The sequence below is a fragment of the Noviherbaspirillum sp. genome, from assembly GCF_035254685.1.
Taxonomy (GTDB): Bacteria; Pseudomonadota; Gammaproteobacteria; order Burkholderiales; family Burkholderiaceae_D; genus Noviherbaspirillum.
In genome coordinates, this window is record NZ_DATFAI010000045.1 from 172,826 (window position 1) to 187,032 (window position 14,207).

Here is a 14,207-nt window from a genome sequence, read left to right on the forward strand (position 1 = left end):
ACGACTGCGCATGGCGCTGTTCCTGACTACTTAACCCGCTGGAAAGTACAAGCAAGCAATGAATTTATTTTTCGAAGAATCAGGCGACTTCAAGGCCGGCACTGTCCTGCAACAGCAAGGCGAGGCTTATCAGGTCGAACTGCAGACCGGCAAGCGCACCAAGGTCAAGGCGCGCGACGTGCTGCTGCAGTTTTCTTCGCCTGAGCCGGTGCAGCTAATGAAGGAGGCGCAGGAGATCGCGGACGACATCGATCTCGATTTCCTGTGGGAAGTGGCAGGCCAGGAAGAATTTGGCTACGCGGAGCTTGGCGCCGAGTATTTCGGCCATGAGCCGAAGCCGCAGGAAGCGGCGGGGCTGCTGCTGCGGCTGCACAATGCGCCGATCTATTTCTACAAGAAGGGCAGGGGACGCTACAAGGCGGCTCCCGAAGCATCGCTGAAAGCGGCGCTGGCCGGCATCGAGAAGAAGAAGCAGCAGGCAGCGATCCAGGCACAGTATGTGGACGAGCTGAAAGCCCGCCGCTTGCCGGAGGCATTCAAGCCGATTGCGATGCAGTTGCTCTTCAAGCCGGACAAGAACAGTATCGAATACAAGGCTCTGGATGTCGCGTGCTCCGAACTGCAAACGACGCCACAACGACTGATGCTGGAAGCGGGTGGCATTGGCTCGCCCAGGCAGCTTCACATGACCCGGTTCCTGCACGAGTATTTCCCGAAAGGGACGGGCTTCCCGTCGATTTCGGTGCCGGCCATATCATCCTTGCCGGTCGCCGACGTGCAGGCATTTTCCATCGATGATGTGACGACGACGGAAATTGATGATGCGCTCTCCGTTGTTCATCTGCCCGATGGCAAGGTGCGGATCGGTATCCACATCGCAGCGCCGGGACTCGGCATCAAGCGCAGTGATGCGATCGATGCCATCGCGCGGCAACGCCTGTCGACGGTCTATATGCCCGGCGACAAGATCACGATGCTGCCGGACGAACTGGTCGAGTCGTTCACGCTGGCGGAAGGCAAGGCCTGCCCGGCATTGTCGCTGTACGCGACGCTCGATCCTGCGGACTGGTCGGTGGTGACGACGGAGACCAGGGCGGAAGCGGTGCCGATCGCAGCGAACTTGCGTCACAACGATCTCGACGAAATCGTCACCGAAGAGAACCTCGCTGCCGGTGCGGGAGAGTATCCGCACAAGGCGGATATCGCATTGCTGTGGCAATGGGCGCAGGTCCTGGAAAAGGGGCGCATGGCCAAGCGCGAGAGCTTCGGCCTGAAACCGGAACAGACCAATCGCGTCGACTTCAATTTTTATGTGGAAGACGATGTGGTCAGCATCGTGCGCCGCAAGCGCGGCGCGCCGCTCGACAAGATCGTCGCCGAACTGATGATTTTCGCGAACAGCACCTGGGGAAAGCTGATGCACGACCATGGCGTGCCCGGCATCTATCGCAGCCAGGGCGCCGGGGGCGGCGGCTGGGCAGCCAGGATGCAGGTGCGCATGGTGACGCACGCCGCACCGCACCAGGGGCTGGGCGTCGACCAGTATGCGTGGAGCACTTCGCCGCTGCGACGCTATACCGATCTCGTCAACCAGTGGCAGATCATTGCCTGTGCCGAGCATGGCGTTACCGCGCCGCTCGTCGCACCCTTCAAGCCGAAGGATGCCGATCTGTTCGCTATCGTGTCGGCCTTCGATGCGGCCTATGCCGCCTATGCCGACTTCCAGAGCAATATGGAGCGCTACTGGTGCCTGCGCTGGCTGTCGCAGGAAAATGCGAAGCACGTCGATGCCGTGGTTTTGAAAGACGAAGTGCTGCGCCTGGTTGACATTCCGCTCATCATCCGCCTACCGGGCATGCCGCAGGCGCCGCGTGGCACGCAGGTCAAGCTCGATCTGATTCGCTGGGACGAGGTTGATCTCAGCGTTGAGACACGACTGATCGAAATGACAAGCGAACATACGGAAGAAATCGATGCCGCTGTCATCGAAGATGAAGAAATTGCCATCAGCGAGACGGAGGCTGATGCAGAATCCGTCCCGCAGCAAGCATCCATGTGAAAAGTTCGCATGGCGGTGCAAGCCTTTATCGTAAAATTCAAAGCTTCTGCAATTGCTGGATTGTCTGGGCGTGATGCTACTTTCTGAAAACCGCACCTTGTCCATCGCTATCGCGGCGTCAGTGCTGGTGCATGGCGCGATGCTGGCGGTGCGATTCGCGCCTCCGGATGCATTTCAATTCAAGCCGATGGATCCGGGCCTGGAAGTCATTCTTGTCAACGCCAAGCATGACAGGAAACCGGTCAAGGCCGAGGCGCTCGCGCAGGCCAATCTCGACGGCGGCGGCAATGCCGATGCAGGCCGTTCGAAATCTCCCCTGCCGGATATGCACAAGAGCGAGAACGGCGAGGGCCTGCAAGCCATCCAGCGGCGCATCGAAGAGCTGGAAAAGCAGCAGCGCATGCTGGCCCATCTCAACAGGAAATCGACGTTCTCGGCGACTAAGGACCCGGTAAAGCCGAAAGAGACGCAGGCGAAACAGGACGCCACCGATCTGTCCGACAGCGAGAAAGCCATCCTGCGGCGCGAGGCGGAAATCTCGCGTCGCATCGAGGACGAGAACAAGCGGCCGAAGAAGACCTTTATTTCACCCAGTACGCGCGAAGTCGGCTATGCGATGTATTTCGACAGTGTGCGTCAGCGCATCGAAAAGTTCGGCACCTTGAATTTCCCGCAGAAGGATGGCAGGAAACTCTATGGCGAGCTGACGATGTCGATCTCGATTTTCCAGGACGGGAAGATCTATGCCAATGATCGCGACGAAGGCATTACCATCGAGCGTTCATCCGGCAACCCGGCGCTCGACGAAGCGGCGCGTCGCATCGTGCGCCGCGCCGCGCCCTTCGGCGCCTTCGCCAAGAACATGCGGTCATCCGACAGGGACGACGTTTGGGTGATGACGACGCGTTTCAAGTTCACGCGGGACGATGCACTGGAGGCGCAACTGCAGGGGGGAATCAATTGAACGCCACACCGGACCGCTACACGGTCATCGGCAATCCGATCGCGCACAGCAAGTCGCCGGAGATCCACGCGCGCTTTGCCGCGCAGACCGGGCAGAACCTGGTCTATGAGCGTATCCTCGCGCCACTGGATGGCTTCGAGCGGACCGTGCAGGACCTGATCCGCGAGGGCGTCAGGGGCAGCAACGTCACCGTGCCGTTCAAGCTGGAAGCCTATGCCCTGGCAGATTCGCTTACCGAACGCGCGAAGGCGGCGGGTGCGGTCAATACCCTGAGCTTCGAGAACGGGGCGATCACGGGCGATAATACTGACGGCATCGGCCTAGTGAACGACATCGTGCGCAATGCCGGCGTTGTGCTGGCCGGCCGGAAGGTCCTGCTCCTGGGAGCGGGCGGCGCCGTGCGCGGTGTCCTGTTGCCGATTCTCGAGCAGCATCCGGCGGAACTGGTGATCGCCAACCGCACTGTGGAAAAGGCGGATGAACTCGCGGCGCAGTTCGCAGGACACGGCTCGGTGTCTTCCAGTGGATTCGCGTCCTTGAAACAGCCGTTTGACATCATCATCAATGGCACCTCGGCCAGCCTCGCGGACGACCTGCCGCCGCTTGATCCCGCTATCTTCGGCAACGCATCATTCGCCTATGACATGATGTACGGGAAGGCGCCGACAGTCTTCATGCGATTCGCACAGAAGCACGGCGCGCGAGCGCGTGACGGCCTCGGCATGCTGGTCGAGCAGGCGGCGGAATCCTTCCGCATCTGGCGTGGCGTGTTGCCGGATACGGCGCCAGTGTACGCGGACCTGCGCGCAAAGCTCCAGGCGGAATGAAGGTCCTGCGCAGGTTATTGCTCTGGCTTGTGCTTGCGCCGATCGCTATCGTACTGGCGATGCAACTCTACTTCTTCGCGCAGATCTGGTGGTGGGTCGACCACAACCCGAGCTCCACCAGCTTCATGGATCGCCAGCTTGCGGTCCTGCGCGAGAAGGATCCCAAGGCCCAGCTAAAACATAAGTGGGTGCCGTACAACCGCATCTCCAGCAATCTCAAGCGCGCCATCATTGCCTCCGAAGACTCCCGCTTTTCCGAGCATGAGGGCGTGGACTGGGAGGCCATGGAAAAGGCATACGAAAAGAACACCAGGAAAGGCAAGGTGGTCGCCGGCGGCTCCACCATCACGCAGCAGCTTGCCAAGAACCTCTTTCTCTCCGGCGAACGCAGCTATGCGCGCAAGGCGCAGGAAGTCGTCATCACGTACATGCTCGAATACATGATGGACAAGGAGCGCATCTTCGAGATCTATCTCAACGTGGTCGAGTGGGGCGTCGGCGTATTCGGTGCGGAAGCGGCAGCGCAGCATTATTACGGCGTGTCGGCAGCCAACCTGAGCGCGCCGCAGGCCGCCCGGCTGGCAGTGATGCTGCCCAAGCCTCGCTTTTATGACAAGAATCGTGGATCATCCTATCTGGCGCGCCGCACCGATCTGATCCTGCGGCGCATGGCAGCGGCAGAACTGCCTTGAAAACAAGAGAAAAAAGGGAGCGCGCATGCATCGGAAATATCAGAAGGGGGCATTGAGCCTGTTCTGGGCAGCCGTGTTCGTCGGCGTCGTGGCACTTGCCGCAATGGTGGCGCTGATGTCGGCACGCCACGAGCGCAATTATTTCTCCGAAGCCCTGGGCCGGTTCACCAAAACCGATGCAGGCCAGATGATCCAGCAGACCTCCCAGGCCGTCGAAAAGGCGGCAAAACCGGAGGCGACCGCGGTCCGCAAGTGCACGGTGAATGGCAAGGTGGTCTATACCAACGTTGAGTGCGATGTCGCCAATCCGACCAGCCGCAAGGTCGAGATGCATGACACCGCCGGTTTCGAGGCGCCGAAGATTCCCGCCCCGGCAGCATCGCAGGTCGACAGCCCGCCAACGATGGAAGAACGGGCCATCGAAAAGGCAACGCGTTAAGGGTTTGCCGCGCAGATTTCTGTCCTGCACGGATGGCTCTTCCTCATGCGCGGGCTCATTTCGACATACCGGCATCCGGCGCTTGCCTGCTGCCATCGATATCAGTAAACTTGCGCTGTTTTTGTTTCTGGAGACCCGTCTTGGGTAGTTCTGGTACACACAGTCCGCCGTCAGACGACGGCCAACCGGCGAGATAGCGCTTTTCCCATTCCTTGCTTCCCCAAGCGCCTCTCGCCATGACACGGTGGGTGGGCGCGCTCTGGCCATGTTCATGGCCGCGTTCCCCGTAATTCAATTGACCTGCGGCTATCCGCCGCGGGGGTGGCTGCGCCATTACAATACTGGCATGGCCGGGAGAGCACATGATTAATGTATTCGTCTTGCAGAACGGGCGGCTGAACCAGGTCAATATTGAAACCAGGAACGATCTGGAGAATGTTGCGCCGGTCTGGGTCGACCTGACCGACCCGAACGACGATGAACGTGCGTGGGTGAAAAGCATCTACGGCGTGACGCTGCCGGGCGAAGACGAAGTCAAGGATATCGAAGCCTCCGCGCGTTACTACGAAGCGGAAAACGCCGACCTGCACCTGCGCACCGATTTCCTGCTGGAGGAAGACAACGGTCCGTCAAGGGTGGTAACGGTGGCATTCATTCTTGCTCGGGATATGCTGTTCTCGGTGCATACCGACGACCTGCCCGTGTTCCGCCTGGTGCGCATGCGGGCACGTTCGCGGCCCGGATCGATCGGTGACTACAAGGATGTCTTGCTGGATCTGTACGCGACTGATGCCGAGTACTCGGCGGACGCGCTGGAGGGCATCTATCAAAGCCTGGAAGACGTGAGTCGGAGGGTGCTGCAGAAAGAGCTGACCGACCAGGACGCCGCCGATGCGCTGAATGCGATTGCGCAGGAAGAGGACTTGAACGGCCGCATCCGCCGCAACATGATGGATACGCGGCGTGCGGTGAGCTTCCTGATGCGTGGGCGTCTGCTCAGCGGCGAGCAGTTCGAAGAGGCGCGGCAGATCCTGCGCGATATCGAATCGCTCGACGGCCACACCGCCTTCCTGTTCGACAAGATCAACTTCCTGATGGATGCCACGGTCGGCTTCATCAACATCAACCAGAACAAGATCATCAAGATTTTCTCCGTGGCGTCTGTCGCATTCCTGCCGCCGACACTCATTGCCAGCATCTACGGCATGAACTTCAGGATCCTGCCGGAACTGCAATGGGACTTGGGCTATCCCTTCGCGCTCGCTCTGATGGTGGGCAGCGCCATCGCACCCTTCTGGTATTTCCGCCGTCGCGGCTGGTTGAAATGACACCGACATGCCGAGCGCTTCAAGCGCCCGGCATGTGCATCACATGGTGACAAACATCGCGATCACCGCAACCAGCATGATCGCGACACCGAGCCATCCGACCACGGTATGCCGGCGCGACAAGGTGAACTCGCCCATGATGCGCCCATCATGCGCCAGCAGCATCATGACGATCATGATAGGGACCGCAATCACACCATTGATCAACGCTGCCCAGAACAGCTCCTTGATCGGGTCGGACGGCGTGAAATTGAGCAGCATACCGCCGATCGTCGCCAGGGAAATGATGGCATAAAACTCGCGCGCTTCCAGCACTTTTAGATCCATCCCGTTCGGCCAGCGGAAGCTTTCGGTCACTGCATAGGCTGCCGAACCGGCGAGTACTGGAATGGCGAGCATGCCGGTTCCGATGATGCCGAGCGCGAACAAGGCGAAGGCAAAATCGCCCGCCACCGGACGCAAGGCCTCGGCCGCCTGTGCCGAAGTCTGGATGTTCGTGATGCCATGCGCAGCCAGCGTTGCGGCGGTGGTCAAGATGATGCAGAACGCGACCAGATTGGAAAAGCCCATGCCGATGATGGTATCGAGCTTGATCCGCCGCATGTGTGCGCCGTAATCTTCCGTCTCCGTCTCGGGAGCCTCGCTGGCGGCACCCAGTCGCAATTCCTCCACCTCCTGCGATGCCTGCCAGAAGAACAGGTAAGGGCTGATCGTGGTGCCGAAGATGGCAACGATGAGCGTGACCGAGTCGTTGTTCCAGGCGAAGTTTGGCAGTATTGTCCGAAGCACCACTTCATTCCAGTGCACGTGGATGGCGAACATGGTCGCCACGTAGGCCAGCAGGCCAAGGGTCAGCCATTTCAGGTATTTCACGTACTTGCGGTAAGGCAGGAAGATCTGCAGCGACAGGCATAGGAAGCCGAATCCAAGGGAATAGAGGTGTACCGAGCCGCCCCCGACCATCAAGCGCATGGCTTCGCCCATAGCGGCCACATCAGCGGCGATGTTGATAATGTTTGCGATGAGTAGCAACAGCACGATGCCATAGAGCATCCATGGCGGGTACACGCGCCGGATGTTCGCTGCGAGTCCCTTGCCCGTTACGCAACCGATGCGCGCTGATACCATCTGGATGCCGACCATGAACGGGTAGGTCAGCACCACCGTCCACAGCATGTTGAAGCCGAACTGCGCGCCGGCCTGCGAGTAGGTGGCGATGCCGGATGGATCGTCGTCCGCCGCGCCGGTGATCAGGCCGGGGCCGAGCGCCTTGAAGGCGCCGCTTTTCTTGAAACGGAAATAGAGTTTGCTGACCATGCCGGCCTCCGCAAAAACATCAGCGGCCAGCCGGTAGTGGGGGGCGCCGCGATTATGTCTGGTGGGGTAAAGGGTAACTGTCCATTGCGGGCGGAGTTTACCAGTTTATGCGGCCGGGGAGGCGCAAAATTTCTGGCGCTCAGGAAGATCCGCGCGTGCGGATCTTCCTCTTTCATTTACTTTAACTCGGCAAATGCCTTGCGCGCTGCGCCGATGGTTTCATCGATCACCGCATCGTTGTGCTGTGCCGATACGAAGCCGGCTTCGAACGCCGACGGTGCAAGGTAGACGCCGAGGTCGAGCATCGCGTGGAAGAACGCATTGAACTTGTTCTTGTCGCACGTCATCACGTCTGCGTAGCTGTCGGGAACACGGTCATTGAAATACAGGCCGAACATGCCTCCGACAGAATCGGCCGAGAAGGCGACGCCGGCATCCCTGGCCGCAGCCGACAGGCCTTGGACCAGCTTGCTGGTCTGCGCCGACAGCGATTCGTAGAAGCCCGGTTCCTGGATCAGTCTGAGGCTTGCCATGCCGGCAGCAACTGCGACCGGGTTGCCGGACAGGGTGCCCGCCTGGTAGACCGGGCCGAGCGGCGCGAGATGCTTCATCAGGTCCTTGCGGCCGCCGAATGCGGCAACCGGCATGCCGCCGCCGATCACCTTGCCCATGACGGTCAGGTCCGGCGTGATGCCGTACATCGCCTGGGCGCCACCGAGACCGACGCGGAAACCGCACATAACTTCATCGAAAATCAGCACGGCGCCATGCTGTGAGCACAGGCGGCGCATGGTCTGCAGGAATTCCGGCGTGGCACGCACCAGGTTCATGTTGCCGGCAACCGGTTCGACGATCACGCAGGCGATCTGCTCGCCCATGCGAGCGAACACGTCTTCGAGTTGCTGCGGGTTGTTGTAGTCAAGCACCAGCGTATGTTTGGCGAAGTCTTCGGGCACGCCCGCAGAGGTCGGATTGCCGAACGTCAGCAGACCGCTGCCGGCCTTGACCAACAGCGAATCCGCATGGCCGTGGTAGCAGCCTTCGAACTTGATGATGGCATCACGGCCGGTCGCGCCGCGCGCGAGGCGCAATGCGCTCATGCCGGCTTCGGTGCCGCTGGATACGAGGCGCACTTGCTCGACCGAAGGCATCAGCCTGCAGATTTCCTCGGCCATCTCGATCTCGCCTTCGGTTGGCGCGCCGAAACTGAGACCGCGCACCGCCGCGTCCTGCACCGCCTTGATGACCGCCGGATGGGCATGGCCCACGATGGCTGGCCCCCAGGAACCGATGTAATCGATATAGCGCCTGTCATCGGCGTCCCAGAAATACGGTCCTTCTGCGCGGGTGATGAAGCGGGGCGTGCCGCCGACCGAACGAAACGCGCGAACAGGCGAATTCACGCCGCCCGGCGTGCTGATTTGCGCCCGGGCAAACAGGGTATCGTTTTTCGAAGTCATATATACAGTAGGTGAGGAGTGGGTTATTGGTTTGAGCCCGGATCGGGTTCCCGTGCCCAGAAATAGCGATCGGGCGTCAGTTTCCCCATGCCCAGGCGGTGCGCATTGGCCAGTGCCGCGTTGGTGAATTCCTGAGCCTCGAAAACAGCCGCCGGCACGTCCACCCCGTTGGCCAGCATGGCGGCGATGGTGGCCGAGAGCGTACTGCCGGCGCCGCTGAAGGATCCGGGGAGGCGCGGCCATGCATCATTGCGCAGCATGCCGGATTCGTCGAAGAGCATGTTCGATACTTCATGCACGTCGCCCGGCGTTCCGGTGACGAACAGGTACTCGCAACCCATGTCGATGATGCGCATGGCATCCAGCGCCAGCATGTCCTCGGTAGACGGTTCGCGCCAGGTCTCGGCCAGGCGCGCCAGTTCTACCGCAGAAGCGAGAAACAGCGTAGTTTGCGGAATCAGCAGTTCGCGAATTGCCAGCAGCATGTCTTCACTTTCCTGTCCCTGGTCGGGTAACGAGGAAATGAAGGGATCGAGGATCAGCGGAACGTCGGGGTAATCGGAAACGATTTCCGCGATGGCGGAAACATTCTCGATGCTGCCGACGGTGCCGACCTTGAAGGCTGCAACCGGCATGTCCTCGAGCAGGACACGCGCCTGGTCGGCGACCCAGTCGGCGTCCGTCACCTGCATGTCTTCAACGCGCGCGGTGTCGCCGATCAGGATCGAGGTGATGACGGACAATCCATAGCATCCCATCGCGGCGAACGAGGCAAGATCAGCCTGTATGCCGACAGCGCCGACAGGATCTGCTGCGCCGAAAGTCAGAATCAGTGGGGAGGTTTGGTTTTGCACGGCCGGTAGATTAAGATATTCGACTTTGCATTTTACTTGATTGAAGGGCAGCCAACTGTGAGTAATAACGATACGTCGCGCGGAGAATTCAAAACCTGGATGTGCCTGATCTGCGGATGGGTGTACGACGAGGCCGCCGGCCTGCCGGAAGAGGGGATTGCACCGGGCACGCGCTGGGAAGATGTGCCGATGAACTGGACCTGTCCGGAATGCGGCGCACGCAAGGAAGACTTTGAAATGGTTGCCATCTGATTACGACAGAGAGGCATGATTCCAAGGGTAGATGTTGCGATAAATCAATTTTCGCAGAAATACCACGTAGGCCAAAAACTGTACCAACTGTTGTTCTAAAGCACCTTGCTTTTTGTTACAGTAGCGCCGTATAGTGGGCGGAAGTTCATAGAGATAACGTCATGACAACATCCCTGGATAACAGCAGCCTCAAGATCATGGTGATCGACGACAGCAGTACGATTCGTCGTTCCGCAGAGATTTTCCTTGGGCAGGCTGGATACCAGGTCGTACTTGCCGACGATGGCTTCGATGCCCTTGCCAAGATGAATGATCACAAGCCGGCCTTGATTTTTTGCGACATCCTGATGCCCCGGCTCGACGGGTATCAGACATGCGCGCTGATCAAGAAAAGCGCGAAGTTCCATTCGACGCCGGTCATCATGTTGTCGTCCAAAGACGGACTTTTCGATCGTGCGCGTGGCGCCATGGTCGGTTCTGACGCCTATCTCACCAAGCCGTTTACCAAGGACAGTCTGCTCAAGACCGTACGCGAATACACCGCCCAGGCACTTTCCAAGTAATTTCTCTGCGTTAAAGGTTCAAGATGCCCATTCAAAAAATCCTTGTGGTGGACGACTCCCCAACGGAACGTTATTTCCTGACAGATATCCTGATCAAGAACGGTTATTCCGTGTCGACCGCCGAGAATGGCGAGGAAGCGCTCCTGAAGATCAAGGCTGACAGGCCTCAACTGATTCTCATGGATGTCGTGATGCCCGGGCAGAATGGCTTCCAGATCACGCGCGCCATTGCGCGCGACCCTGAAACGCAGGACGTGCCGATCATCATCTGCACCAGCAAGAACCAGGAAACTGACCGTATCTGGGGCCTGCGGCAGGGCGCGCGCGACTATATCGTCAAGCCGGTTGATCCGCAGGAACTGCTGTCGAAGATCGCGGCACTTGGCTAAGTGCACGACATGACCACGTCCAATCTTGATGTCGCATCGGGCGCCGGGCTGAAAGAGCAAGACAATGGCACGCGTCGTACGCGCCTGCGTGAATTTCAGGCGCGCCTGGTCGAACGCATGCATGCCGCGAGTGCAGGCGCCCAGGCTTCTTCGAGTCAGCTTGGCGTCATGGTCGGGCAAACCCGCTGGCTGCTGAAACTGCAGGAGGCGGGCGAAATCGTGTCGGTCGGAAGCATTACCAAAGTGCCGCTGACCCAGGACTGGTTTCTCGGATTGACCAATATCCGGGGAAATCTCATCAGCGTGATCGACCTCGCGCATTTTCGCGGCCTGCCCCCTACCCCGATTGATAAGGAAAGCCGCATCATCGCCTTCGCGCCTTCCCTGTCGTTCAACAGCGGCTTGCTCGTTTCGCGTGTCATGGGATTGCGCAACGTGGCCGAAATGGAACCCCAGGCCCGTTCCGAAGAGGATGGCGCACCATGGGCGTCACAGCGTTATCTCGATCGGGAGTCGCAGGTCTGGACTGAACTCGACCTTTCTTTGATCGTGCAAGACCCGCATTTCTTGCATGTAGGCTTATAGGCCGCCGGGGCAGACTCCCCGGCCGGACCCCGTAATTGATGAGGAGACTCAGTAATGGCGTTTAACCTTCCGTTCCTGTCCAAGAACAACGAGACCGGGCTCGCCGAGCTGGGCGACACAGTCGCGCGTGCGACGGCAGCGGCTGATAGCCAGGCCGACGCGGCCAACACCGTGCTTGTCCGGAATGGCGCATCGGTGGCAGGGGCGGCGACCGCAACGCTCGCCCACGCGGCGTCCGAACGCAACCTGAATGCGACCTTCATTGGCGACGCCCTGCAAAAGTCGGGCGACATACGCTTGCCGCTGATTGGCCATCTTCCCCTTCAGCAGCAGGTGCGGGTCCTGCTGGGAGCGCTGGGCGTGTCGCTGGTGGTCGGCGGCGGTTTCGTTTACCTGAACTCCTCGCACTCTATCCTTGCTTCGACCCAAACCCAGATCGCCGGTGAGGTGCTGATGCACTCCCAGCGTATCGGCAAGGCGACGCCAAACGCGATTCAGGGCAATCCCGAAGCGTTCAAGCAGCTGGAGGAGAGCCGCAAGGAGTTCAACCGCGACCTGCTGGTGCTCTCCCGCGGCGGCGACTACCACGGCCGCACAATCGACGCGCCAAGCGCGCAGATGGAAGCTTTGCTGAAGGATACGCAAAAGATCTGGAACAACACGGACAAGGCTTCCGAAACCATCCTGAAGCTCAAGAAGGAATTGACCGGCTTCGGGTCCACGCTGCAAAAACTGAACTCGCTGTCCCCGGTCTTGCTGGAACTGACCGAACAGATTGCGACGCTGAAAGCACAGGGCGGCGCCACGCCACGCGAGATTTCTGCGGCCGGCCAGCTCGTCATGCTGACCCAGCGCCTCGGTCGCAGCGCGAATGAATTTCTGACGTCAGAAGGCGTTAACCCGGAAACCGCCTTCCTGCTCGGCAAGGACACCAATACCTTCCGCGACATCACCGAAGGCTTCCTGAACGGCAGCGACGTGCTCCGCCTGTCGGCAACGAAGGATCAGGATACACGCGACAAACTGAATGAGCTGCAAAGTGCATTTGCAGAGTACCAACAATCGGTTGCGTCGATTCTCGGCAACCTGCAAAACTTCATTGCGGCGAAACAGTCCGAGCAACTGATTTTCGCCGAGAACGAAACCCTGAAGCTGCGGATATCGAACCTCCAGCAAGCCTATCGTGACGAGGAAGATTCGCGGCCCTGGTCATTCTGGATGATGGGCGTCAGCGCCCTGGCCGCTCTCCTTTCCGCCGTCGGTATCGCGCTCGTGCTGCTGCAGGATAGCCGCAATCGCACCAAGGAAGCCGACCAGCGGCGCCAGGAAGCGGAAGAGCAACGTCTGATGGCGCTCCAGAAAGAGGAAGAGGCGAAGCGCGCGAACGACCAGAACCAGGCTGCGATTTTGCGCCTGATGAACGAATTGCAGGAAGTGGCGGATGGTGACCTGACGGTGCAGGCAACGGTGTCCGAAGATATTACGGGTGCGATTGCCGACTCGGTTAACTACACGGTGGAAGAACTGCGCGGCCTGGTAGGCCGTGTGACGAAAACCGCCGAGCAGGTTACCGCCGCATCCGACCAGGCGCAGAATATCTCGAACGAACTGCTGTCGGCATCCCAGAAGCAGTCGCGCGAAATCCAGGAAACCGGCCAGGCCGTGCTGGAGATGGCTGTGCAGATTACCGACGTGTCGAAATCCGCGAATGAGTCGGCCGAGGTGGCGCGCCAGTCGGTGACCGCCGCAGAACAAGGCGCGAAGGCGGTGGAAGATGCGATCAAGGGCATGAACGAAATCCGCGAGCAGATCCAGGAAACTTCGAAGCGAATCAAGCGCCTTGGCGAATCGTCGCAGGAGATCGGTGAAATCACCGAACTGATTTCCGACATTACGGAGCAGACCAACGTGCTGGCGCTGAACGCGGCGATCCAGGCAGCGTCGGCGGGCGAGGCGGGCCGTGGCTTCTCGGTGGTGGCGGAAGAAGTGCAGCGCCTCGCGGAACGTTCCGGCGAAGCGACCAAGCAGATCGGCGCGCTGGTCCGCACAATTCAGACCGATACCCACGACGCGGTGGCGGCGATGGAAAAATCGACGCAGGGTGTGGTCGAGGGAGCCAAGTTGTCCGATGCTGCCGGTGCTGCGCTGGCCGAGATCCGCAGCGTGTCGAATCGCCTGGCTGACCTGATTCAGAGCATCTCCGCGGCGACCGAGCAGCAGGCGACGTCGGCCAACGGCGTGGCGCAGAACATCCAGAACATCCTGACCGTGACGGAGCAGACCCAGCAGGGTACGCAGCAGACGGCGCAATCGATTCGCGAACTCTCCAAGTTGGCCGAAGAACTCAAGAACTCGGTGTCCCGTTTCCGCGTGGCTGCTTGATGCGCTCCAACCTGTCGGCAACCCGCCTGATGACCCATTAGTGATGCCTGGCGACGGGCTGTTTAGACGGCGCGCCGCCATTTGATCCCGCGAGGC

At 59.9% G+C, this 14,207-nt stretch carries 14 protein-coding genes; 11 read left to right on the plus strand and 3 right to left on the minus strand.

The genetic code is table 11. The features are described 5' to 3' along the window. Positions 1-58: 58 nt before the first annotated feature. The 6 genes from VJ698_RS21765 to corA all read left to right on the plus strand — a co-directional run bounded on the left by VJ698_RS21765 (position 59) and on the right by corA (position 6,309). Complete coding sequence (locus VJ698_RS21765) at positions 59-2,059, plus strand: ribonuclease catalytic domain-containing protein (RefSeq protein WP_324104903.1); 2,001 nt, start codon at positions 59-61, stop codon at positions 2,057-2,059. A 70-nt stretch (positions 2,060-2,129) separates the two neighbouring features. Next, entirely contained in the window at positions 2,130-3,023 is an 894-nt protein-coding gene (locus tag VJ698_RS21770) for a TonB family protein (protein ID WP_414691202.1), read from the plus strand. Beyond that, positions 3,020-3,850: a shikimate dehydrogenase gene (aroE, locus tag VJ698_RS21775; RefSeq protein WP_324104904.1), complete on the plus strand. Its 831-nt coding sequence runs from the start codon at positions 3,020-3,022 to the stop codon at positions 3,848-3,850. The genes VJ698_RS21770 and aroE overlap by 4 nt, the downstream gene beginning before the upstream one ends. Further along, positions 3,847-4,542: a monofunctional biosynthetic peptidoglycan transglycosylase gene (mtgA, locus tag VJ698_RS21780; RefSeq protein ID WP_324104905.1), complete on the plus strand. Its 696-nt coding sequence runs from the start codon at positions 3,847-3,849 to the stop codon at positions 4,540-4,542. Before aroE ends, mtgA begins: the two co-directional genes overlap by 4 nt. A gap of 25 nt (positions 4,543-4,567) precedes the next feature. Further along, positions 4,568-4,981, plus strand: coding sequence for a hypothetical protein (locus VJ698_RS21785; protein ID WP_324104906.1), 414 nt, complete (start codon positions 4,568-4,570; stop codon positions 4,979-4,981). A 362-nt stretch (positions 4,982-5,343) separates the two neighbouring features. Further along, entirely contained in the window at positions 5,344-6,309 is a 966-nt protein-coding gene (corA, locus tag VJ698_RS21790) for a magnesium/cobalt transporter CorA (RefSeq protein ID WP_324104907.1), read from the plus strand. Positions 6,310-6,348: 39 nt separating this feature from the next. Here the strand turns inward: corA and VJ698_RS21795 are convergent, their stop codons facing one another. The 3 genes from VJ698_RS21795 to VJ698_RS21805 form a co-directional block, all read right to left on the minus strand. Beyond that, positions 6,349-7,626 carry a divalent metal cation transporter gene (locus VJ698_RS21795; protein WP_324104908.1) on the minus strand — a complete coding sequence of 426 codons (1,278 nt, stop codon included), beginning with the start codon at positions 7,624-7,626 and terminating at the stop codon, positions 6,349-6,351. A 176-nt stretch (positions 7,627-7,802) separates the two neighbouring features. Continuing rightward, the gene (hemL, locus tag VJ698_RS21800; protein WP_324104909.1) at positions 7,803-9,086 is read right to left on the minus strand and encodes a glutamate-1-semialdehyde 2,1-aminomutase; all 1,284 of its coding nucleotides are present in this window, start codon (positions 9,084-9,086) and stop codon (positions 7,803-7,805) included. Between the two features lie 23 nt (positions 9,087-9,109). Then, positions 9,110-9,940: a hydroxymethylpyrimidine/phosphomethylpyrimidine kinase gene (locus tag VJ698_RS21805; RefSeq protein WP_324104910.1), complete on the minus strand. Its 831-nt coding sequence runs from the start codon at positions 9,938-9,940 to the stop codon at positions 9,110-9,112. 99 nt (positions 9,941-10,039) lie between these two features. On the opposite strand from VJ698_RS21805, the gene VJ698_RS21810 reads away from it, so the two are divergent. The 5 genes from VJ698_RS21810 (at position 10,040) to VJ698_RS21830 (ending at position 14,111) form a co-directional block, all read left to right on the plus strand. Then, positions 10,040-10,192 (plus strand): rubredoxin, encoded by a 153-nt coding sequence (locus tag VJ698_RS21810; RefSeq protein WP_040042419.1) that lies wholly within the window; start codon positions 10,040-10,042, stop codon positions 10,190-10,192. A gap of 161 nt (positions 10,193-10,353) precedes the next feature. Beyond that, on the plus strand, positions 10,354-10,755 hold the full coding sequence (locus VJ698_RS21815; RefSeq protein ID WP_324104911.1) for a response regulator: 402 nt from the start codon (positions 10,354-10,356) through the stop codon (positions 10,753-10,755). Between the two features lie 23 nt (positions 10,756-10,778). Continuing rightward, on the plus strand, positions 10,779-11,144 hold the full coding sequence (locus VJ698_RS21820; RefSeq protein WP_324104912.1) for a response regulator transcription factor: 366 nt from the start codon (positions 10,779-10,781) through the stop codon (positions 11,142-11,144). A 9-nt stretch (positions 11,145-11,153) separates the two neighbouring features. After that, a complete protein-coding gene (locus VJ698_RS21825) occupies positions 11,154-11,729 on the plus strand; it encodes a chemotaxis protein CheW (RefSeq protein WP_324104913.1) in 576 nt (191 codons plus the stop codon). Between the two features lie 54 nt (positions 11,730-11,783). Next, complete coding sequence (locus tag VJ698_RS21830; protein WP_324104914.1) at positions 11,784-14,111, plus strand: methyl-accepting chemotaxis protein; 2,328 nt, start codon at positions 11,784-11,786, stop codon at positions 14,109-14,111. Positions 14,112-14,207: the final 96 nt, after the last annotated feature.

What these genes read in the sequence shown, in the direction of transcription:
- VJ698_RS21765 (WP_324104903.1), top strand. Translation starts at nt 59, where the DNA reads ATGAATTTATTTTTCGAAGAATCAGGCGACTTCAAGGCCGGCACTGTC.
- mtgA (WP_324104905.1), top strand. Translation starts at nt 3,847, where the DNA reads ATGAAGGTCCTGCGCAGGTTATTGCTCTGGCTTGTGCTTGCGCCGATC.
- VJ698_RS21785 (WP_324104906.1), top strand. Translation starts at nt 4,568, where the DNA reads ATGCATCGGAAATATCAGAAGGGGGCATTGAGCCTGTTCTGGGCAGCC.
- corA (WP_324104907.1), top strand. Translation starts at nt 5,344, where the DNA reads ATGATTAATGTATTCGTCTTGCAGAACGGGCGGCTGAACCAGGTCAAT.
- VJ698_RS21795 (WP_324104908.1), bottom strand. Translation starts at nt 7,626, where the DNA reads ATGGTCAGCAAACTCTATTTCCGTTTCAAGAAAAGCGGCGCCTTCAAG.
- hemL (WP_324104909.1), bottom strand. Translation starts at nt 9,086, where the DNA reads ATGACTTCGAAAAACGATACCCTGTTTGCCCGGGCGCAAATCAGCACG.
- VJ698_RS21810 (WP_040042419.1), top strand. Translation starts at nt 10,040, where the DNA reads ATGTGCCTGATCTGCGGATGGGTGTACGACGAGGCCGCCGGCCTGCCG.
- VJ698_RS21815 (WP_324104911.1), top strand. Translation starts at nt 10,354, where the DNA reads ATGACAACATCCCTGGATAACAGCAGCCTCAAGATCATGGTGATCGAC.
- VJ698_RS21820 (WP_324104912.1), top strand. Translation starts at nt 10,779, where the DNA reads ATGCCCATTCAAAAAATCCTTGTGGTGGACGACTCCCCAACGGAACGT.
- VJ698_RS21825 (WP_324104913.1), top strand. Translation starts at nt 11,154, where the DNA reads ATGACCACGTCCAATCTTGATGTCGCATCGGGCGCCGGGCTGAAAGAG.
- VJ698_RS21830 (WP_324104914.1), top strand. Translation starts at nt 11,784, where the DNA reads ATGGCGTTTAACCTTCCGTTCCTGTCCAAGAACAACGAGACCGGGCTC.